Source organism: Nocardia cyriacigeorgica (assembly GCF_010868145.1).
Taxonomy (GTDB): domain Bacteria; phylum Actinomycetota; class Actinomycetes; order Mycobacteriales; family Mycobacteriaceae; genus Nocardia; species Nocardia cyriacigeorgica_D.
This window is the reverse complement of the sequence record NZ_JAAGUY010000027.1, coordinates 1-20,477: the sequence shown is the minus strand read 5'-3', so window position 1 is coordinate 20,477 and position 20,477 is coordinate 1. Positions and strand designations below refer to the sequence as shown.

The following is a 20,477-nucleotide window of genomic DNA, read 5'->3' as shown; positions in this document are numbered from 1 at the left end:
ACAAAGGAGCAGCGCGTGCCGGAAACACTCACTCCGGAACAGATCACCGCGGCCGGCGAGCGGATCATCGCGACGGGCGAGTCCTCGCATCGCGCGGGCCGCGACCCGGTGAACCAGCCGATGATCAACAACTGGCTGGAGGCGATCGGCGACAACAACCCGATCTACGCCGACGAGGAGGCCGCCCGCGCTGCGGGTTTCGCGGGCATCGTCGCCCCGCCCGCGATGGCGCAGGTGTGGACCATGCCCGGCTTGCACGGTCAGCGTGCCGCCGATGACCCGATGAACGCCACCATCGAGCTGCTCGACGAGGCAGGTTTCACTTCGATCGTCGGCACCAACTGTGAGCAGACCTATCACCGGTACCTGGTGCCGGGGGAGCGGGTCACCGTCACCAGTGCGCTCACCGATATCACCGGGCCCAAGCGCACCGGGCTCGGCGAGGGCTGGTTCATCACCTTCCAGACGCGCTGGTACGTCGGTGACGAGCTGGTCACCGAAATGCTGTTCCGCATGCTGAAGTTCGCGCCCGGCACCGGTACCCACGCCAAGGAGCCGGAGCCCGACACCGCCAACCGGGTGCGGCCACTGGTCTCGCGGGATACCGAATTCTTCTGGGCCGGAACCTTGGTGGGCGAGCTGCGGATCCAGCAGCTGCCCGATGGCACTTTGCGGCATCCGCCGATCCCAGCGATCTGGCAGGACAAGTCCGAACCGACCGGCTATCGGGTCGCCTCGGGCCGCGGCACGGTGTTCAGCTACGTCGTGCATCACGCACCGAAGGTGCCAGGCAGGCAGCTGCCGTTCGTGGTGGCGCTCGTCGAATTGGACGAAGGCGTGCGCATGCTCGGTGAGCTCCGCGGGATCGACCCCGACAAGGTCGAGGTCGGGCTGCCGGTGCAGGTGGACTTCGAGAAACTCGACGACGAGACGGCCCTGCCGTTCTGGAAGGTGATCGACGCATGACCGCCACCATCGAACCGGCCACCATCGCGGTCGGTACCGAATTGCCGGAGCTGGTGATCCACGCGGACCCCACCTTCGTCATCAGCTCCGCTCTTGCCACAAGGGATTTCCAGGATGTGCACCACGACCGTGACAAGGCGGTCGAGCGCGGCTCCAAGGACATATTCGTCAATATCCTCACCGATACCGGTCTGGTGCAGCGCTTCGTCACCGATTGGTCGGGCCCGCGCACGGTCGTGAAGAAGATCGCGCTGCGCCTCGGTGTGCCGCTCTACGCGGGCGACACCCTCACCCTCACCGGCAAGGTGACCGCCATCGAGGGCGACGACATCCACATCGCCGTCACCGGGCGCGACAGCCTCGGTGACCACATCGTCGCCACCACTGTTATCGCCATTCGGCCTTCGGAAGCAGGTGCCTAGATGAGTGCACAGTCGGCCCTGTCGGGCCGGGCGGCGATCGTGGGTATCGGCGCCACCGACTTCTCCAAGAACTCCGGCCGCAGCGAACTTCGGCTGGCCGCCGAGGCGGTCACCGCGGCACTCGCCGACGCCGGGCTCACACCGGCCGATGTCGACGGCCTGACCACCTTCACCATGGACACCAACACCCAGGCCGCGGTCGCGCGTGCGGTGGGTATTCCGCAGCTGAAGTTCTTCAGCCACATCGGTTATGGCGGCGGTGCGGCGTGTGCGACGGTGCAGCAGGCCGCCATGGCCGTGGCCACCGGTGTGGCGGATGTCGTTGTGGCGTACCGGGCGTTCAACGAGCGGTCGGAGTCGCGGTTCGGTCAGTTCTCCACCGCGTTGGCGGCCGCGCCCACCTCATCGGGTGTGGATGCGGGCTGGTCGTACCCGCAGGGGCTCGGCACGCCTGCCGCGCAGGTCGCCATGGTCGCGCGCCGGTATATGCACGTATATGGCGCCACCAGTGCCGATTTCGGCCGCGTCGCCGTCGCCGACCGTAAGCATGCCGCGGTGAATCCGGATGCCTTCTTCTACGGCAAGCCGATCACGCTAGAGGATCACCAGAATTCGCGCTGGATCGCCGAACCACTGCATCTGCTGGACTGCTGCCAGGAGTCCGACGGTGGCGTGGCCATCGTGGTGACGAGTGTGGAGCGGGCCAAGGATCTGCCCAACCGCGCGGCCGTCATCACCGCTGCCGCCCAGGGCAGCGGCGCCGACCAGTACGTCATGACCAGCTACTACCGCGATGCCATGACCGGACTCCCGGAAATGGGCCTGGTCGGCGACCAACTGTGGTCGCAGAGCGGCCTGCGTCCGGAGGACATGCAGGCTGCCATCCTCTACGACCACTTCACCCCGTTCGTGCTGATGCAGCTGGAGGAGCTCGGTTTCTGCGCCCGCGGCGAAGCCAAGGACTTCATCGCCGACGGCGCCATCGAACTAGGCGGCCGCCTGCCCCTCAACACCCACGGCGGCCAGCTCGGTGAGGCCTACATCCACGGAATGAACGGCATCGCCGAAGCCGTCCGCCAGATTCGTGGCACCTCCGTCAACCAAGTCGACGACCTGACCAACATTGTGGTCACCGCGGGCACGGGCGTCCCGACCTCGGGGTTGGTGTTGTCCGCCAACTGAGTTGTCAGTGCGGTACCCGGCGTGGCCGTCGATCGCCGCGACTGGGTACCGCTCCGGTGACCGAGTCACTGGCGGCCCAGTGGTTCCGCCACATGTAGCCCGGTGTGCTACACGTGGCTACACTGGTGGGATGAAGACGATCACCCAGCGTGAGCTACGGAACAACTCGGCTGCTGTTATGGACGCGGTCGAGGCCGGTGAAACGTATGTGGTGACCCGCAATGGGGTCGAGGTGGCCGAGGTGCGGCCGGTCGCTCGACGGCGGCGGATAACGGCACATGAGCTGGTTGCGCGGCATCGGCGATTGCCGCGTGTCGACTATGCGGCCATGCGGCAAGAGGCGGACGAATTCTTCGGGACCGAGGATCGCGTCGATGACGACGACCCGTGGCAGCGCTCGCGTGGCTGACCGCCGGGAAACGGGTGTCCTCGATACCTGCACATATCTGGACCTCGGCGTGCTGGATCCCGATGTACTGCCGGTGCTGCCCGAGATCACCGCGATCACTCTGGCGGAGCTGCAACAGGGTGTCGCCATGGCGCGTGACGCATCCTCGCGGGCAATCCGAACCGAGCAGTTGGCGGCGGCCATTGTCGAGTTCGACCCGCTTCCGTTCGATGAGTCTGCGGCGACTCGATACGGGACTCTGGTGGCTTTGACCATCGCCGCGGGCCGCAATCCGATGCCGCGCCGAATGGACCTTCTCATCGCGGCGACCGCGTCGGCTCGTGGCCTCGCGCTGTACACACGTAATGGTGCCGACTTCAGGGGGTTGGAGAGCATGGTCGACGTCGTCGAAGTGTGAGCCCGGCCGTCCCGTGGTGTGTCAATCGGCCGGATTCCGGAGTGTCAGGGTGATCGGCCCGGTAGCGCGCCGCGAAGGTAGGCCGCGAGCAGGCCGGTCAACTGAGCGGTACTGGCGGGTGTGCCCGCCGGCAGGGCAGCCCGCGCTCCGGCGAGGCGGTCGAAGGTCGCGCCCTCGATGACGGCGATGAAGTCGGCGGCGGTTGTGTCGGGTTCCTCGGCGTCCAGGTGCTCGAACAGTTCGCGGGCGCGGGGCTGGGAGAAGAGGCTGCCGACGAGGCGGCTGTGGAGTTCGGGGTCGGCGCTCAGTTCGATGGTGAGGGCGTAGCGGACCACCAGATGGGCGCGGCGGTGGGCCAGCATGCGGTCCAGCCAGGTGCCGACACCCTCGGCGATGTCGTTCAGCACAACTTCACGCGGGCGGTCCGTCGGCGGGAGCTCGGTGAACGTGGTGGCGAAATCGGCGCGAGTGACTTCGGTGATGTGGGTGACCATCGCCTCGAGCAGCGCGCGTTTCGTGCGGAAGTAATACGAGGTGGAACCGGGGGCCAGCGCCATCGCGGTATCGATGGCGCGGTGTGTCAGCGCGCGAATGCCCTGGGCGGCGACCAGTTCGATTGCGGCGTCGACGATGAGCATGCGCCGATCTGTGCTGGACATCGTCGCCCTTCTGTCTTCGTTGTGTGCCGTCTCCGAGGTGCGGTGCTGGAACCGCATGCGGCCGTCGCGGGTGCAGTGGTCAAGGTAACTCTTGCCGGGCTTCTCGACCCGCTACTCTACAAATGTAGAGGAAATGGGAGGCGTGATGGAAGCGAATTCGATCCGGCTGGATGCCGATCAACGACGAGCGGCCACCTGGTTGGACGGTCTGCTGGATCGGCGCCGCCGCCCGCTGAAACGTCATCGCGGGGTCTACCTGCACGGACGCCCCGGCCGCGGAAAGACCATGGTGATGGACCGCTTCTTCGCCACCGTCGATTCGAATCTCGAGCGCCGCTTCCACTTCCACACCTTCTTCGCGGCACTGCATACCGAGGTGCATGCCAGCGGCTCTATCGACACCGCCATCGACACCCTGCTCGGCAAGGCCCGGCTGGTGTGCTTCGACGAATTCCACGTGCACGACATCGGCGACGCCATGCTCATCACCCGCATGCTCGACGCTCTGTTCGCCCGCCATCTCACGCTCGTCGTCACCTCGAACTACGCACCGTCCGAACTGCTCCCGAACCCCCTGTTCCACGACCACTTCGTCCCAACCATCGACCGCATCGTCGCCGAACTCGACGTGCTCACCCTGGACGGACCGCTCGATTACCGCACCATCACCGGCGGCGCCGCCACCGGATTCCGGGCGGGTCGCTACATCGTCGGCCCGGACCCGGTCTCCGACTGGCTCGGCGGTTGTCCTGCGAGCTCGACCGGACCGAATGGCGCGCGGCCCGAGCCGCCGAGCTCGCGGGGGAACAGGTTGGACCGAACCTCGGCCGAAGCGGCCGACTGGGGCGGCAGAGCGCGAGCGCGCGAGGTCGTCGAGACGACCGATTCGGATCCGCGGATCGAGGTCGCGGTGGGTAACCGGACGATCCGTGCCCGATCGGCCGACGCCGACGCCATCACCGTCGATTTCGCCGACCTGTGCGCCACCCCGACCTCCGCCGCCGACTACGTCCACCTGGCCGAGCGCTTCCACACCTGGACCCTCCTCGGCGTCCCGCTGCTGCGTGAGGTCCCACCCGATTGGGCGATGCGTCTGGTGAACCTGGTCGACGTCCTCTACGACGCCGATCGGCCCCTCACCGTCTACGCGGACGCCCCTGTCGCCGATCTTGTCGACGGTGCACACAGCGTCCCCGATATCGCCAGGGCGGCGAGCAGGCTTGGTGAGTTGTCACAAACGCGGCGGTCGCTGTCGGTTAGCTGAGTCGATGACCGGCGCCCCCACTCCGACCTGGGACGAGGCGCTTAAAACGGACGTACTCCGAAGTAATCGATTCCCTCCCGAGCGGACCGTTCGGCATGTAACTATGTGGCTGTTTTGGGCAGTACACAGGTATGGGGTAACGCAGTGGTCGGGTCGCGAGCGCCGATATCGCGCGTGATCGTCGTGATCACGCTGCTCGTCTGCGCCGTCATAGCGTTGCGCGGCTATCTGCCCGGCCTCACCGAATCCGAGGACGGTCCTTCGGCTCCGTCCGCGCTCGCCGTTGCGCTCATGCCGGTCCTGCTGACGGTCTCGATCGTCATCCTGCTCGCAGGCGTCATCGCCAGCCAGCATCGTCTGCCGCTCGCCATGCCCGAACCCGATCCGGATACCGACCGCCAACCCTGGCGTCTGGGCCGGGCAGGGCTGATCGTGCTCGCCATGATCGCGGCGGTGGCGCTGTTGTTCGCGATCACCTCGGCGATCTTCTTCGTCGGCCTGCAGCCCGAGACCGAATCCACCGTCGCACCCCCGACAGGCACCACCGCCACACCGACAAACTCCGGCGAAACGCCACCGGCGGATCCGTCCACCGCGACCGAACCCGCCGAACTGGCGGGCACGGCCCTGGTCCTCGCCATCATCGCCGCCGTCACCCTCGTCGTCGTGGCCATCGCCGGGCTGGTGGTGGTCGCGATAACCACCCGCCGCAAGCCCGGACCCGAACCCGAACCGCTTGCTCCCGCCGTGGAAACGGCCGCTGATTCCCTCGCCCGCGCCGCGGAAATGGGCCTGGCCGCGATGAGCGCGCCCGGTCAGGACCCACGTACGGCGATCATCGCCTGCTATGTCGCCATGGAACGCGGCCTGTCCGCGGCCCGCTCGGCCGCACCGCTGGCTTCTGACACTCCGATGGAGGTGTTGGCCCGCGCGTTCGAGCGCGGCGCCCTGCACGATGCGTCGGCACGGGAGTTGGTCGCGCTGTTCGAGGAGGCCAGGTTCAGCCCGCATTCGATGCTCGAATGGCAGCGCATGCGTGCCGAACAGTTGCTGCGCATCGTGCTCGCCGATCTCCAGGGGGAGGTGGTGCGCTCATGACGCGGCTCGGCATGGTCATTGCCGCGGTGCTTGTCGTGATCGTGATCGAACTGGTCACCCTCGGCCGTGCCCGCGAGGCGATGCTCGCCGCGGCCGGTGTTCCGGTGGCCGTCGCGTTGGCCTGGTTGGTGTGGTCGCTGCTTGGGCGTTCGGGTCCGCGCGAGGTCGACCTGCCCGACGACATCGAGAACGGTCCCGCCGAAATGTTGCACCGTTGGCATGCCAGGGCCCAGATGCTCGCCGACCGCGCGGACGGCACCCGCGCGGACTGGGACCGCTACCTACGTCCCCTGTTGGCCAAGGAGTTCGAATTGTCGGCCGGAGTGCGGGTCGCCAAGAACCGCAAGGCGATCGAGGCCGCCGGAATCCACCAGTTCGGTCCCGAACTGTGGTGTTGGGTGGATCCGGCGAACTCGGAACTGCGCGATCAGGTCGGTCGCGCACCGGGACGGGAGGCGCTGGACGAGATCCTGCGCCGCCTGCAGAGAATGTGAAACGGGTTGAGCAAGTGCGGGTAGACAAATGACCATGCCTTTGGACGTGACCGTCCAACGCAGTGAGGCCGTGTTACGGGAGTTATCCCGTGTCGTGGTCGGCAAACGAGACGAGTTGCAGCTCATTTTGATCGCGGTGCTCTCGGGTGGGCACGTGCTGATCGAGGACCTGCCCGGCCTCGGCAAGACGCTCATCGCCAGATCGTTCGCCGCCGCGCTCGGTCTCGACTTCGCCAGGGTGCAGTTCACACCGGATCTGCTGCCCGCGGACCTGCTCGGGTCGACCATCTACGACATGTCCACCGGACGCTTCACCTTCCGTCGCGGCCCGGTGTTCACCCATATGCTGCTGGCCGACGAGATCAACCGGACCCCGCCGAAGACTCAGGCCGCGCTGCTGGAAGCGATGGCCGAGGGGCAGGTCAGCATCGACGGTGAAACCTTCCCGCTGCCACAGCCGTTCATCGTGCTCGCCACCGACAACCCCATCGAGTACGAGGGCACCTATCCGCTGCCGGAGGCGCAGCTGGACCGATTCGCGATGAAACTGCAGTTGGGCTATCTGTCCGAGCGGGACGAAACCCAGATGATCCGGCGCAGGCTCGAACGCGGCGCGACCGAGCCCAAGGTGGGCCAGGTGGTGGATGCGAACGGGCTGATGGAGATGCGCCATTCGGTCGAGTTCGTCACCGTGCATCCCGATGTGGTTGGCTATGTCGTCGCGCTCGCGACAGCCACTCGTGGGCATCCGCAGGTGGAGGTGGGTGCGAGTCCGCGCGCGGAACTGGATCTGGTGCAGATGTCGCGGGCGCGTGCGCTGCTGCTCGGCCGCGACTACGTCATACCCGAGGACGTGAAGGCGCTGGCGATTCCGGCCATGGCGCACCGGATCACGCTGCGTCCGGAGATGTGGGTGCGCCGGATCCGGGGCGAGGATGTGATCTCCGAACTGCTGCGTCGCCTGCCTGTCCCGCGAGCTGCCACGCCATGAGGCATCGCGACTCGAGCACCGCGCTCGAGGCTGAATTACAGTGGCGCCCAGCACCATTGGTTTACATGCTGGCGGGATGCGCTGCGATCGCGCTGGTGCTGGCGATCGCGGCGAACAGCTGGCAGCTCGTAGTGTTCGCGGCGCCGTTGCTCGGGGTGCTCGCGACCGCGCCGTGGCAGCAGTCGCGTACTCGCATCCAGATCGATGGCGGCCCGACGCAGCGCTGCTTCGAGACCGAGGACGTGGTGCTGACGGTCGCCGCGTTCGTCGAGGAAGGTCATGCCCTGCTGCGGTGCACCCCGGAGCCGACTCCGGGGTTGGAGACCCTCGTCGAGGAGGCCAGCGATTCCGGTGCGGCGCCGGCCGGGTTGCGGTTGGCGTTATCGGCGAAGCGGTGGGGGCGTTATCCGGTAGGTGTGCGGGTATCGGCATTGAGTCCGGCCGGTCTCGCCGTGGCGACGGTGCGTCGGCCCGCAGGGGAGCTGTTCGTCTATCCGATCACCGATCCGCAGCGAATGCGGTTGCCGCGCACGGAACTCCCCGAACGTCTCGGCGTGCACTTGACCCGCAAGCACGGCCCCGGTGTCGAGTACGCGGATATTCGCGCCTATGCGCCGGGTGATCAGTTGCGGACCGTGAACTGGGCGGTGAGCGCGCGCCGGGGCCGCCTCTATGTCACCGAGCGATTCACGAACCGGTCCGCCGATGTCGTGGTGCTGATCGATACTTCGCTACAGGCGCCGGGCCCGGCGACCGATTCGCTGGAGCTGTCGGTACGCGGCGCCGCGCAGGTGGTGCAGTCGACGTTGCAGGCCGGCGACCGCACCGCCGTCGTCTGCCTCGGCCAGGATCCGCGCTGGCTGCGCCCCGATATCGGGCGCCGGCAGTTCTACCGCATCGTCGATACCGTCCTCGATGTCGGCGACGAACACATCCCCACCACCGGCACCCTGGCCCCGCACGCCGCGGTTCCGTTGGGTGCGATCATCATCGCCTTCTCCACCCTGCTCGACACCCAGTTCGCGCTCGCCCTGATCGACCTGCGCAAACGCGGCCATGTCGTAGTGGTGGTGGATGTGCTGCGCGGTACCCCGTTCGCCGAGGGCCTCGATCCGACGCTGGCCAGGATGTGGCAGCTCGAGCGCGCCACCATGTACCGCGATATGGGCACGGTCGGCGTCGACATCGTGTCGTGGCCGGAAGACACCCGTTTGGACCAGATCATGCGTCTGCTTCCCCAGCACCGCCGAACCGTCCGGGTGCGCCGATGATCCGTTTCCTCGCCGTCCTTTCCGGTGTCCTGCTGATCGGCTCGATCACTCTGATGACGCCATGGGCGGGTGTGCCGGCCATGGCCCTTGTCGCCGCGGGCTGGTGGTTCCGCCCCGCCGCCGTCGCCGCCGTCCTGCTCGCCGTCGGCGTCCTCGCCTTGGCCGATTCCGGTGTACTCGCCGCCGCCGCAACAGGTCTGGTGGCTACCGCCTACCTGCTCAACACCGCCACTGTCACCGCTCCGGTAGGCGTGGTTCCGACGACGATCCCCTCGGTGACCGGCGCCGTCGCTTTCACCGTCATCGCCGCAGCCGCGGCCCTCCTCCCTTACCACCAAGCGTGGGCACCGATAGCCGCCCCGATTCTGGTGATCCTGCTGTTCAGCCTGCTCATCCACAGCCTCGCCCGCCGCTCGGCCAACGGGACCGAACCCCGAATCGCCGCCAGGTGAGCGGAAATCCGGGGATTCGGGGCAGAGGACTACGTGGGCCGACTGGTCTGCCGGGACCTCCCACCGATCATCGGTTCGCTCGCTCGTACCTGAGTAGTGTGGCGCCTCCGGCGAATTGGCGAGTCTCGGTCGACGACCAGTTCGTCTTCGGGTAACTGCCATCGAACAGACGGGTGCCTCCGCCGAGCAGGACGGGGTTGAGCACGAGTCGGAGTTCATCGAGCAGACCCGCTTCGAGTAGGGCTGTGGCGGCGGACCCGCCGGCGAACAACGCGATGGGCCGTCCCGGCTGCTGCGCGAGCTCACGAATTGCCGCGAACGGGTCCGCGCCGAGCAGGTGCGAGTTGTGCCAGTCGGTGGATTTCAACGTCCGCGACAGCACGAATTTGGGCAGCTCGTGCATCATTTTCCGCTGCGTGGCCGTCGCCTCGTCCCCGGCGGTCGGCCAATAGGCGGCGAGCTGTTCGTAGGCGACCCGGCCGAAGATCATTCCGTCGATGGATCCGAGTAGGTCGTCGAGGTACTGCTGGAACTCCGCGTCGGCGAAGGCCCAGTCGATATCGCCCGCCGCATCGCAGATGTAGCCGTCCAACGAGACGTTGATGTGCAAGAAGATGTCCCGCATCGGTGTGCTCCTTCACTTGCCGCGAGATCGCCCCGCGGCGGATTTATTGATTGGGTGACCAAAAAGACCTTCGCAGTTTTTGGTCGCACAGTCAATAAGTAGTAGGCTCGACCATGTGACACGGACCGGTCGTCCCCGCGGCTTCGACGAAAAAGCAGTCGTCAGAGGGGCGAAAGAACTCTTCTGGCGCCGCGGCTACGCGGCGACGTCCATGCGCGAGCTGGCCGATGAGCTCGGCGTACTCCCTGGCAGCCTGCACAGCGCCCTCGGCAGCAAGCACGACTTGTTCCTGCGTGCGCTCCGCGACTACGTCGATGATTCGCGCGCCGCCGCCGAGCTCATCGCAGGGGGCTCACCACTTCACGCCGTCCGCGCCCTGCTGGAAGCTGTGCTGGATGCCGCCGCCGTCACCCCCGGTCGCGGCTGCATGCTCGGCAACTCGGCGATAGAGCTCCTGCCGAATGATGAGCAGGCTCGTGAACTGGTCCACTCGGGCCTGCAAGCCTTGGAACAGGGCATCGAGACGGCCCTGCGCCGGGCCCAGCGATCCGGCGAGGTCCGCGCCGACATCGACTGCGCAACACAGGCGCGGCTACTCGTCGCCTTGATGACCGGCCTGCACGTGACCGCACGGGCAGAACTCGATCCCCATCGCCTCGACGACGTCATCGACGCCGCCCTCGCGGCTATCGCCGATCCCTCTTCGACCAACAGGGCCTGACGCCATAGTCCTGATCACCGCCCGCGTCGACTACCGCGACGGATCGAGCCTGGCCATAACCAGGTGATGGTTTCCGGCGGGGTCTGGAACTGCGGCGGTGGTAGCGAGATGCTGGAAACCATCATCGGATGGGAGAAGGACATGAATGAGCACATCACCGCAGACCGCGAGCTGAAGACCAAGCACCGCAAAATGTGGGCCCTCGGCGACTACACCGCGGTCGCGACGGAGATCATCTCCGACCTGGGACCGACATTGGTGCAGGCCAGCGGGGTCGGGCCGGGTGATCGGGTACTCGACGTCGCTGCCGGTTCCGGGAATGTGGCGATTCCGGCGGCGCTCGCCGGTGCGCGGGTCGTCGCCAGTGACCTCACTCCGGATCTGCTCGCCGCCGGGCAGCGCCTGGCCGCACGCAGCGGCGCCGAGCTCGAGTGGCGGGAGGCCGATGCGGAGGCGTTGCCGTTCGCCGACGGTGAGTTCGATGCCGTCGTGTCCGCAGTCGGTGTCATGTTCGCCCCGCACCACCAGGCCGCCGCCGACGAACTGACCCGGGTCTGCCGCCAGGGCGGCACTATCGCCCTGATCAACTGGACGCCGGAAGGCTTCATCGGCCAGATGTTCGCCACCATGAAGCCCTACGCCCCACCTCCGCCGCCCGGCGCGCAACCGCCGCCACTGTGGGGAAACGAGGATCACGTTCGCGGTCTCCTCGGTGATCGGGTGCGTGATGTCGTGGCTGTCCGGCAGGCCGTCCTGGTCGACGCCTTCTCGGACCGGACCACTTTCCGTGAATACTTCAAGTCGCATTACGGCCCGACCATCGCGGTCTATCAGAGCCTCGCGAACGATCCCGATCGTGTGGCCGCCCTCGACCAGGCGCTGGACGACGTCGCCGACCGCTTCCGCGATACGAACGGCCGGATGGAATGGGAGTACCTGCTACTCACCGCCCGCAGGTCTTAGTCATTACCGGGTGTCTGACCCGGCAACGAATAGCTCGCCAGATGGGATGCGTCTACCCCTCGAGTTCGTAGCGGTACCACCGCCGCTCGTCCCCGTCCTCGCGCATCCACAGCGTCTCGTCGCGCCCGATCTTTCCGCGCGCCCACCCGTTGGGCTGCCGCCCGCCCGGGAGGAGCAGAGGCTCGCGGGTGGTTTCGGTGATGGTCCCGTTCCCCCGGGACGCCCGCCGGATTTCCCAGCGATACCCTTCCCCGTCGCGCCGCTGGTCCAGGAACGCGAGGTCGGGGCCCGAGACGGCGAGGCCGCCGCATCGCGTGACGGGATTCGGTGTCACGACGGCCGTGTCCGAGGAATCGATCTCGACCAGCGGGAAGTCGGTGTACGGGCAGGCGTAGACGCTGTCCCGCCCGACATTCATCGCATAGCAGTCCATCCACACCACACCCGGCGTGTGCGGCGGCGCGAACCACGGTGTACCGGAGCTGTCCCAGCGGGCGAGGCCGGGCATGGATACGTGCGAGCGGGTGCCGTCCGGGTTGGGTGCCCAGTAGCTCGATTCGTCGAAGTACCCGGTCCAGATGCGGCCGTAGGGATCGCTCATGAGCTGCTCGATCGCGTCCCCGATGTAGAACGCCGCCAACGCCTTCCCATCGGCATCGAATATCCGCAGGTTCGCCGGTAGCCGGAACTCTTCCTCGGGAATCGAATCCAGCCACCGTTCGTAGTCGATGTCGACGGGATGGCAGCGTGCAGCGGCGATCACGACACCGTCGCCGACGGTATCGATCTCGGAGAACCATTGATCGAGATCCCGCAGCGCGATCTCGTGAACAGCGCGTCCGTCGCAGATCACGGCGACCGCGTCATAGCGCACAACCGGCAGACGCCAATGCTGTCCAGGCGCGGTATGTCGCCGGGGATCCACGAGCAATGCGACCAACCGACCTTGATGGTCGATAGTCGAAGCGAGAACATCGAATTCGCCATATCGCTCGGGGAGTTCCGCCGCGAGCGTCAGCGGGCGGTTAGGCGCCATGGGCCTTTCTCGGTGTCATCCGACGATCATGGCATGTGCATCGGCCGTCCGCTCAGCGGAAGTCCGCGATATGGTCGTCGACCCACTGCGCGTATGTCCGCGCAGGCGATCCGGTGACGTCCCGCACCGTCGAGGTCGGCTGCCCTGGTGCCTCGACCATCGACGCGAGCCCATCGAGAATCATGTCCGCGTATTCCGGTGCGATCCACTCCATTTCCGACTTGGCCTGTGCGGGCGTGATCTGCTCCCACTCCAGTGGACGCCCCAGTGCCGCACCGATAGCCGTGACCTGCTCGACTCTGCTCAGCGGCGCTGGACCGGTCAGCTCGTAGCGCGCTCCGGCATGCCCGTCGCTGGTCAGCGCCCGCACCGCGACGGCAGCGATATCCGCCTCGTGCAGCAGGGTCATCGCCGCCGCCCCGTACGCCCCGCGCACAACAGTGCCGGTGCGGATCCGCGGCGCCCACTCGAGGGTGAGGGTCGCGAAGCCATGCGGTCGCAGGAAAGTCCATTCCAGGCCGGATTCCCTGAGGGGCTTTTCGATGATCGCGTGCGCCCGGCCGATCGGGTTGTCCTGCTCGACGAGGTCGTCGCGCACCGCGGCCGATGACAGCAGCACGATGCGCCGCGCGTGCTCCGCGATCACCTCCACGACCGAATCGGCGACGTCGGCGGACAGCATCGGCCACGTCATGTACACCGAGTCCACCCGGTCCAGCGCCGCGGCCAGAGTGTCCGGGCTACCCAGATCACCGTGCGCGATCTCGACTCCTGCCGGCAGTGATGCCGCGGCCGGATCGCGGACCAGCGCCCGCACGGCCACCCCGGTCGGCGCGAGCTGCGCAACGACCTGCCCACCGACGTGCCCGGTCGCCCCGATCACCAGAACTCGCTGTGTTCGCGTCATGCGCCGAACGTACGCAGGAAGCTTACGATCGGTAAGGCCCTACCTGAAGGTAAGCTCATGCCATGGAGGTAGGTTTCCGGGCAGGCACGGGTGCCGCTCCGGCCCGCAGTGACGTATTCGACAGCGACTGCCCGGCCCGCACCGTCCTCGACAAGCTGACCAGCCGCTGGGGCGTCCTGATTCTGTCGGCCCTGTGCGACGGCCCCTTGCGCTTCCACGTCCTGCGCGACCGCATCGGCGGCATCAGCGAGAAGATGCTGTCGCAGAACCTGCGCAGCTTCACCGAATTCGGCCTCACCGAACGCAGCGTCGAACCCACCTCCCCACCGAGCGTTACCTACACCCTCACCCCGATGGGCGAGGAAGCCGCGGAGCGACTCCGTGGGCTGCTGGGCTGGGTGGCGACCAACGCCGAGGCGATCGTGGAGTTCCAATCGGGCTCGACGTCAGGCTCGAACCCGCGCAGCTGATCCGACCGCGCCGCACCAGTGCCGCCCGTACGACCCGGCCGAGCGGCAGACGACTGCGGCATTGACCGAGAGCCCCGCAGCCAGGTCCACTCGCGCGCCGAACCCTTGGCGTTTGAGTCGACTGCCCTGGCGTTTGGGGCGCGTGCGGGCCGCGGCGCGGCTGTTGCATCTGGCATGACGACAACGCTCACCGCCACAACTTCGGCACCCGAGTCCATCCGCCGGGCCTGGCCGGCCCTGCTCACCATGTTCCTCGGCAGCTTCACCCTCGTGACGGCCGAATTCCTACCTCCAGGGGTGCTGACCGCGCTCGCGAACGATCTGCGTGTGCAGGAGGGCGTGGTCGGGCTTTCGGTGAGCGCGACGGCACTGACCGCGCTGCTGGCCGCCCTCGGTCTGGGTTCGCTGTTCCCGCGCCTCGATCGCCGCACGCTGCTGGTGGCGCTCACCATCGCTGCCGCCGTATCGAACATCGTGGTGGCACTCGCGCCGAATATCGTGCTGCTGCTGATCGCGCGGTTGCTGCTCGGCGTTGCGGTCGGCGGATATTGGTCGATGGCGCTGGTGATCGCGGCGCAGCTGGTGCCCGCCGCTCGGCTCGGCAAGGCGATGATGATCGTGAATGCGGGGACGACGGTCGCGACGGTGGCCGGTGTGCCGCTCGGCGTGTTGTTGGGCACCTATGCCGGATGGCGCGTGGTGTTCGTGGTCGCTGCGGTGCTGTCGGTGGTGGCGGCGGTCGCGGTGCGGGTGGCGTTGCCGCCGATCACGCCGACGCAGGGAGTTGGCTGGTCGGCGATGGCTGGCGCGGTGCGGGCGCCGGGCGTGATGCTGGGGCTGGTCGGCTTGGTCGCGGTCATCGGCGGGCATTTCGCCGGCTACACCTACATCCGTCCGGCTCTCGATGAGCTGCTCGGCGCAGGTCCCACCGCGATCGCCGTGCTGCTCGCCCTGTTCGGTGTCGGCGGCTTGATCGGCAATTTCGTGCTGGGGTCGCTCGCTGATCGACACCTGGGCATTCTGCTGGTGGCGGTTCCGGTGGCGATCGGGCTGTCGCTGGTCGCGATCATCGCTTCTGCTGCGCTCGCGCCGCTCGCCTATGTCGCGGTGATCCTCTGGGGAGGTGCGTTCGGTGGCATCCTCAACCTGGTGCAGGTGTGGGTGTCGCGGGTGCTGCCGGATCGGATGGAGGCCGGAAGTGGTCTGGTGGTCGGCGGTTTCCAGCTCGCGATCATCGCGGGTTCCGCGATCGGTGGGCGTGGGGTGGACGGTCTCGGCCCGACCGCGACCTTCGTTCTCGCCGCCGCGGCGGCATTGCTCGGCGGGGTCGCGCTCCGGCGGTCGCTGAGCCGTGCCGCCTGACGCATCCCGCCTACGCCGTGGGCACGCGCTCCGCACGCCGTTACTCGGTCCGAGGACGGCCCGCTGAGCCGCGCCGCCTCACATAAACCGATCACACCGTGGGCACACGGGCCGCACGCCGCCATTCGGACGGGGTGTGGCCCGTATGCCTGCGAAATGCCCGGCCGAATGCGGTCTCCGACGAGTAGCCGAGGCGTCGAGCGACGGTGCCGATCGCGGCGTCCTGCTCGATCAGGAAGCGCTGCGCCCGCTCGATCCGCAGTCGCGTCAGATAGCGCCCCGGCGTGAGCCCGGTCGCGGCCTGGAATCGTGCGGCGAATCCCGACCGCGAGGCCAACGCGACGCGGGCCAGCGCCTCGACGGTCCACTCCTGCCCTGGATCGGCGTGCATGGCCGCCACCGCCCGCGCCACTCCCGGCTCGTTCACCCGCAACAGCCACCGTTTCGGTGCGCATCCGCGCGCATGCCAGGATTCGATCGCCATCGACGCCATCAAGGTGGCGACCCGATCACCTTGCACCCCTTCCGGGTCCGGGCACTGCTCCACGAGGTGCTGCATCATGGTCGCGGCCAGGGGCGCGTGCTGCACGAAATCGGTCAGCAGCACCCGCGACGGCAGCGCGTCCATGGCGCTACCGGACCCGACCGGCGCGAGCCGCACACACAGCACCGTCGCCTCCGACAGCGCGTTGACCGCATACCGCCGCGCGCACGGCACGAACAGGAAATCCCCGTGCGTCAGATCGTCTGCGTCACCGAGGCCTTCGACGCGAACGAGCCCTTCGGTCACGACAAGCGCACTCGACTCGCCGCCCGGATACACCAATTGTCCGGCCGCTAGCGTGAACACATCCCGCCCGGCGAACCGCCACTGGAGTCCGGCCAGCACATCCTCCAGCCCGCCGCGACCCGCATCGACCTGCGCCAACGTGCCCATCCCTCATACCGAAACTCTTGCCGAAATACGGTACCAAGGGTGTCCGGCATTAGCCGGGCGGTCGCCGACGCACCCTCGTCGGCCCTTCCCGACCAGGGCGCCGGAGTTGTTGAGCGAGACGCACCGATTAAATCGCATGGCTGTGCAACATGGTTCGGCGTAACGCGGACCCTTCCGGCATGCGGCGGCGCATCTGGCTGGCCGCTATGGCGCCCCCGGTAGCCGCCGCCGCCCGGCCACCAGTTCCGACGCGAGGTCGTCGTAACCCACGGCGAGTTCGGCCAGCCGTTCCCAGGCGTCGCCGAGGTCGTTCGACGCGTCCGCGAGGGCCGCGTAGGCGTCGGCGGTGTATCGCGCCAGTCGGTCGACGATCGCGCCGAGGGTTTCGGTGTGCAGCCGGGCGGAGCCGGGGGTCGGTGGCAGTTGGGCGGTGACCCAGCTGTCGATATCGCGGACCAGCCGTCGCCGTTCGGTATCGATATCGTCGATTGCCTCCCGGTCGCCGATCGTCTCGCGCGAGCCGCACAGCCGGCGTTCGTGCAATGCGGTCAGCTGATATGCCAGTCGCAGCATCGGATGGTCGGTGTACATCTGGGTGCGGCAGGCGTGCAGGAGTCGATGTTTCTCGGGCAGAGGGTGATTCGACACCGCGCCAACGAAACACGCTTCGGTCGAGACCGAACCGCGATGTGCCGAGCCTTGCGCGTATTCCCTGGTCGATGCCCGCTGCAGGGTGTCTGCGTGATCCTCGAAGCTGTCGGTGACCGGCCGGTACCACAGCGGTAGCACAGCGGATCGGAACTAAACAGGGCCGAGATGATACCGGTGTGTGGAGAATTCGGGATATGAATTGCCAACTTCTCAGAAAGTTGTAAAGATACTGCGACTCCGGTTCCGGAGGTTTGTTCGAGCGGAAAGAACAATCGATGAGCGTGATGAACAAGGTCGGCTTTTCCATGGTGGCGTTCGGCCTTGCGGCCGGGTCGGTGCTCGGCGCGGGCTCGGCGAGTGCGGCGGGGCAGTACGCGGCGATCGCGTTCAGTGGCCAGACCGTGCTGTACGGCGTGAGTGTCGACGAGGCCAGTGACGAGGCTGCGCGCGGCGCGGCGCTCGCCAACTGTGGCCAGTCCGACTGCCAGGTATTGATTTCCTGGGCCAACGGCTGCGGTGCGCTGGTGGAGAACAAGGAAGGTGTGGCCGCGGCGTCCGGCGCGAACCGGGAACAGGCCGAGCAGGCCGCCTTCCGGAAGCTCGCGGAGGTCCACCCGACCGCGCTGCTGGCCAACGTCGGCTCGGCCGACCTGAGTGGCGCCAAGGTTGTCGAGGTCGTCTGCACCGCCAACGCCCGCTGACAGGCGTACATCGGCGAGCCCGGACCCGGTTGGGTCCGGGCTCGCCGCATATGAGATCGCGGTGATACCGGCGGCCCGCTCGGGTCGTGATCGATGGGCGCCCTGTCCGCGCCCCGCTGAGCAGCCTTATCGGCGCGACCGCAGGTATTCGTCGTGGTCGCGGTCTTCCCGATAGAACCGCTGGGTGATCGAGATCAGCCGGCCGATCTCATTGCCGAGCGCCGCCGGACTCGCCGGTTTCGCGATGATCGGATCACCGGTTTTGACGTAGTAGCGCCCGTCCTCGTAGTCCATCCACCAGAAGCTGCGCCCGAACGCGGGCCTGGAATCGACGGCGGCCCCGGGGAACACCATGACCTCGCCGAACGCCTTGCGGGTGCGTTTGAACACCCGGTCCAACTGCTGGGTGAGGCTGGCTTCGCCCTGGCTGCGCACATACCGTGAGCGGTCCGCATTCAGATCTTCGCGCCGCACCTCCACCGGCGGCGCGGTCCCCGCCTGCGCGGTCGGCAGTGCGGCGAGCGCCTGCGCCGCAAGGTCATCGGCAGCACAACCACGGACGATGACGTCACCACCGATGTCATCGGAGGTCCCCGCCAGCTGCACCAGCGCGGCACCGGAGTAACCGTTCACCGCACCGTGGAACCGGTAGGTCGTCCCCGACCCTTTCTCGCCGAACCCCTTGATCTCCACCCGCGCTTCGGGTTCGCGCAACACCTCGAGCACCCGCATCAGCTCGACCGAGTAGAACCCGTCCAGCAGCTGCGCCACCGCCGCCTCACGCTGCCTCCGCAGATCCTCGAAGCTGTCCGCGACCGGCCGATACCGCAGCGGATAAGGGAGCCGATCGGAACCGTAAGCGGACCAGAGGATCTGGAATTGCAGTCCGGTGAAACGCCATTCGCTCATCGGATCACCCTTCGGCGCCAAGCACCGGCGGCACCGTCTTCGGCATCGAATCCAACCCGGTGAGCTCGTCGCCGTTCTGCTGCGTGATCAGGTACTCCTTGATCGCCGACTGCCCCGACTTCTCGTCATCCTGACCGCCACCGCGCCCAGGGGCACCCATACCGCCCATCGGCATACCGCCCATCCGACCGGCCCCGGCCGCGCCGGACTTCCCGGCCGACGCCGCAGCGGGTGTCGATGCGCCCTGTGGCGTACCACCGCCGGGCAGGCTGCGCCCCGCGCCAGGGGTGCCGCCGCCGCTGGACGACCCGCCGCCGGTTCCGCCGCCGCGCCCGGGGAACCCGGAACCTCCACCCGAACGCCCCGACCCGCCAGGGACATACCCGGTGCCGGTGGGCGAGCCGGTCGAACCGGTGGTCGCGGCCTTACTCGTATCCGTTGGTGTGCTGGTGGTTTGGGGCGTGCTCTGCGTATCGGTCCCGGCCGCAGTTGTGCTTGGGTCGTCCGATTCCGTGGTCGTCTCGCCGCCGGTCTCCTCGCCGCCGGTTTCGCCGGAAGTGGTACCGCCGCCGTTCTCCCCGCCGGTTCCGCCGCCACCGCCGCTGTTGTCGTCACCGCCGCCGCCGGTGCCGGGCGGAACGTAGGGCTGGCCACCACCGTCATCCACGACCTTCGGCGCGGCGGGAAGCACCGGGACGTTGTGGTCGGTCTGATTCGCGACCTGCCCGTAGACGGTGCGCAGAATGCGCCGACCCTCGTCCTCGGCTTCCTCGGTGGTGTAGTCGCCTTCCTTCATGATCCCGTCGGGCGGGAGAACCTTGCCGTCCAGGTCTTTCGGCGGTTCGGCGGTGGGCATCAGGGCTTTGGTCTGATGCAGGCCGGTCACCATTTCGTTCAGCTTGATGCCGATCAGGTGGGCGGCAGTGCCGAGGGGTTCGGTGCGTTCCGCGTAGTTATTCACGGCCTCGACAGCCTTCGCGCCGGAAGCACCACCCCAAGCCGGGTTCTTGCCCTCGCCGCCGACAGTCTTCTGGAACTCGGTGTTGAACGCGGCGGCCGCGTCCTTGATGTCTTTGCTGATCTGCATCCAAGCCGTCCCCGCAGCCTCGACCAGCTCCGGCTTCATGCCGTTGACCTTCTCCACCATTTGGGCGAGAGTCAGAGTGTCGTAATCATCCGGACTTTTGATCCGTGGATCCTCGTATTGGCCATCGAATTTCGAAGCGACAAATGCCTGCGCGAAATAGATCGCCGACCGGTCGTAGTTCCACTGACGCTGCGCATCGATGACCTTGCGCCGGTACTCCTCGTAGTCGTCGCTCATCCCACCCCGCCCTGATAGTGCCTTGGTCGATACACGCTACCAACCAGCGTGCGCCCCCTCTAGTGGCCCACGGCGTACCGGTATCAACACATATGGCTACGGGCCTGGCACACAGGCTTTCGGCACTGAAGCCCAGGGCTAGGTATATGGCCTCGCACATGGTGTGGCGATGTCGCACAGGTCGTAGGTCCTCGGGGGAGCGCAAGGTGTGCGAGGTGGGTCACCACCCGAGCAGCCGGGGGTTGTTGGGGGTGGGGGCGGGCCGT

General features: G+C 67.3%; 24 protein-coding genes. 16 read left to right on the top strand and 8 right to left on the bottom strand.

The genetic code is table 11. From position 1 onward, the window contains the following. The first annotated feature begins 15 nt into the window (after positions 1-15). From GV792_RS23970 to GV792_RS23950, 5 genes are all read left to right on the top strand, one after another. Positions 16-966: a bifunctional MaoC family dehydratase N-terminal/OB-fold nucleic acid binding domain-containing protein gene (locus tag GV792_RS23970; protein WP_163826626.1), complete on the top strand. Its 951-nt coding sequence runs from the start codon at positions 16-18 to the stop codon at positions 964-966. After that, a complete protein-coding gene (locus tag GV792_RS23965) occupies positions 963-1,388 on the top strand; it encodes a MaoC family dehydratase (RefSeq protein WP_163826624.1) in 426 nt (141 codons plus the stop codon). Before GV792_RS23970 ends, GV792_RS23965 begins: the two co-directional genes overlap by 4 nt. After that, positions 1,389-2,570, top strand: a complete 1,182-nt coding sequence (locus GV792_RS23960; protein ID WP_163826622.1) for a lipid-transfer protein — start codon at positions 1,389-1,391, stop codon at positions 2,568-2,570. A 130-nt stretch (positions 2,571-2,700) separates the two neighbouring features. Then, the gene (locus GV792_RS23955) at positions 2,701-2,979 is read left to right on the top strand and encodes a type II toxin-antitoxin system Phd/YefM family antitoxin (RefSeq protein WP_163826620.1); all 279 of its coding nucleotides are present in this window, start codon (positions 2,701-2,703) and stop codon (positions 2,977-2,979) included. Continuing rightward, the gene (locus GV792_RS23950) at positions 2,945-3,376 is read left to right on the top strand and encodes a type II toxin-antitoxin system VapC family toxin (protein WP_175584730.1); all 432 of its coding nucleotides are present in this window, start codon (positions 2,945-2,947) and stop codon (positions 3,374-3,376) included. The genes GV792_RS23955 and GV792_RS23950 overlap by 35 nt, the downstream gene beginning before the upstream one ends. A 44-nt stretch (positions 3,377-3,420) precedes the next feature. Here GV792_RS23950 and GV792_RS23945 read toward each other — a convergent pair whose 3' ends face one another. Then, a complete protein-coding gene (locus GV792_RS23945) occupies positions 3,421-4,035 on the bottom strand; it encodes a TetR/AcrR family transcriptional regulator (protein ID WP_163826618.1) in 615 nt (204 codons plus the stop codon). A 145-nt stretch (positions 4,036-4,180) separates the two neighbouring features. Between GV792_RS23945 and zapE the strand changes: the two genes are divergently transcribed. From zapE to GV792_RS23915, 6 genes are all read left to right on the top strand, one after another. Beyond that, the gene (gene zapE / locus GV792_RS23940) at positions 4,181-5,299 is read left to right on the top strand and encodes a cell division protein ZapE (protein WP_163826616.1); all 1,119 of its coding nucleotides are present in this window, start codon (positions 4,181-4,183) and stop codon (positions 5,297-5,299) included. A gap of 174 nt (positions 5,300-5,473) precedes the next feature. Then, positions 5,474-6,397 carry a DUF4129 domain-containing protein gene (locus GV792_RS23935; protein ID WP_163826614.1) on the top strand — a complete coding sequence of 308 codons (924 nt, stop codon included), beginning with the start codon at positions 5,474-5,476 and terminating at the stop codon, positions 6,395-6,397. After that, positions 6,394-6,891: a hypothetical protein gene (locus GV792_RS23930; protein ID WP_163826612.1), complete on the top strand. Its 498-nt coding sequence runs from the start codon at positions 6,394-6,396 to the stop codon at positions 6,889-6,891. Before GV792_RS23935 ends, GV792_RS23930 begins: the two co-directional genes overlap by 4 nt. A 28-nt stretch (positions 6,892-6,919) precedes the next feature. Beyond that, positions 6,920-7,882, top strand: coding sequence for an AAA family ATPase (locus GV792_RS23925; protein ID WP_163826610.1), 963 nt, complete (start codon positions 6,920-6,922; stop codon positions 7,880-7,882). After that, positions 7,879-9,153 (top strand): DUF58 domain-containing protein, encoded by a 1,275-nt coding sequence (locus GV792_RS23920; RefSeq protein ID WP_163826608.1) that lies wholly within the window; start codon positions 7,879-7,881, stop codon positions 9,151-9,153. The genes GV792_RS23925 and GV792_RS23920 overlap by 4 nt, the downstream gene beginning before the upstream one ends. Next, the gene (locus GV792_RS23915) at positions 9,150-9,605 is read left to right on the top strand and encodes a hypothetical protein (protein ID WP_163826607.1); all 456 of its coding nucleotides are present in this window, start codon (positions 9,150-9,152) and stop codon (positions 9,603-9,605) included. Before GV792_RS23920 ends, GV792_RS23915 begins: the two co-directional genes overlap by 4 nt. A gap of 67 nt (positions 9,606-9,672) precedes the next feature. Here GV792_RS23915 and GV792_RS23910 read toward each other — a convergent pair whose 3' ends face one another. Continuing rightward, complete coding sequence (locus GV792_RS23910; protein WP_163826604.1) at positions 9,673-10,230, bottom strand: dihydrofolate reductase family protein; 558 nt, start codon at positions 10,228-10,230, stop codon at positions 9,673-9,675. 115 nt (positions 10,231-10,345) lie between these two features. On the opposite strand from GV792_RS23910, the gene GV792_RS23905 reads away from it, so the two are divergent. Further along, on the top strand, positions 10,346-10,951 hold the full coding sequence (locus GV792_RS23905) for a TetR/AcrR family transcriptional regulator (RefSeq protein WP_163826602.1): 606 nt from the start codon (positions 10,346-10,348) through the stop codon (positions 10,949-10,951). A 141-nt stretch (positions 10,952-11,092) separates the two neighbouring features. Further along, positions 11,093-11,914: a class I SAM-dependent methyltransferase gene (locus tag GV792_RS23900; RefSeq protein WP_163826726.1), complete on the top strand. Its 822-nt coding sequence runs from the start codon at positions 11,093-11,095 to the stop codon at positions 11,912-11,914. Positions 11,915-11,966: 52 nt separating this feature from the next. Here GV792_RS23900 and GV792_RS23895 read toward each other — a convergent pair whose 3' ends face one another. Both GV792_RS23895 and GV792_RS23890 read right to left on the bottom strand, forming a co-directional pair. After that, a complete protein-coding gene (locus GV792_RS23895; protein WP_163826600.1) occupies positions 11,967-12,950 on the bottom strand; it encodes a hypothetical protein in 984 nt (327 codons plus the stop codon). 52 nt (positions 12,951-13,002) lie between these two features. Beyond that, entirely contained in the window at positions 13,003-13,857 is an 855-nt protein-coding gene (locus tag GV792_RS23890) for an NAD(P)H-binding protein (protein ID WP_163826598.1), read from the bottom strand. A gap of 62 nt (positions 13,858-13,919) precedes the next feature. Here GV792_RS23890 and GV792_RS23885 point away from each other — a divergent pair, with 62 nt between their 5' ends. Together GV792_RS23885 and GV792_RS23880 are read left to right on the top strand one after the other, a co-directional pair. Next, entirely contained in the window at positions 13,920-14,327 is a 408-nt protein-coding gene (locus GV792_RS23885; RefSeq protein ID WP_163826596.1) for a winged helix-turn-helix transcriptional regulator, read from the top strand. Between the two features lie 174 nt (positions 14,328-14,501). After that, positions 14,502-15,689, top strand: coding sequence for an MFS transporter (locus tag GV792_RS23880; protein ID WP_163826594.1), 1,188 nt, complete (start codon positions 14,502-14,504; stop codon positions 15,687-15,689). Between the two features lie 91 nt (positions 15,690-15,780). Here GV792_RS23880 and GV792_RS23875 read toward each other — a convergent pair whose 3' ends face one another. Then, positions 15,781-16,626 carry a helix-turn-helix domain-containing protein gene (locus GV792_RS23875; RefSeq protein WP_163826592.1) on the bottom strand — a complete coding sequence of 282 codons (846 nt, stop codon included), beginning with the start codon at positions 16,624-16,626 and terminating at the stop codon, positions 15,781-15,783. A gap of 204 nt (positions 16,627-16,830) precedes the next feature. After that, on the bottom strand, positions 16,831-17,274 hold the full coding sequence (locus GV792_RS23870) for a DUF4254 domain-containing protein (RefSeq protein ID WP_163826590.1): 444 nt from the start codon (positions 17,272-17,274) through the stop codon (positions 16,831-16,833). A 278-nt stretch (positions 17,275-17,552) separates the two neighbouring features. Between GV792_RS23870 and GV792_RS23865 the strand changes: the two genes are divergently transcribed. Then, complete coding sequence (locus GV792_RS23865) at positions 17,553-17,978, top strand: DUF4189 domain-containing protein (protein ID WP_163826588.1); 426 nt, start codon at positions 17,553-17,555, stop codon at positions 17,976-17,978. A 126-nt stretch (positions 17,979-18,104) separates the two neighbouring features. Here GV792_RS23865 and GV792_RS23860 read toward each other — a convergent pair whose 3' ends face one another. Together GV792_RS23860 and GV792_RS29875 are read right to left on the bottom strand one after the other, a co-directional pair. After that, the gene (locus GV792_RS23860; protein WP_163826586.1) at positions 18,105-18,887 is read right to left on the bottom strand and encodes an ESX secretion-associated protein EspG; all 783 of its coding nucleotides are present in this window, start codon (positions 18,885-18,887) and stop codon (positions 18,105-18,107) included. Between the two features lie 4 nt (positions 18,888-18,891). After that, positions 18,892-20,211 (bottom strand): hypothetical protein, encoded by a 1,320-nt coding sequence (locus tag GV792_RS29875; RefSeq protein ID WP_163826584.1) that lies wholly within the window; start codon positions 20,209-20,211, stop codon positions 18,892-18,894. Between the last annotated feature and the right edge of the window lie 266 nt (positions 20,212-20,477).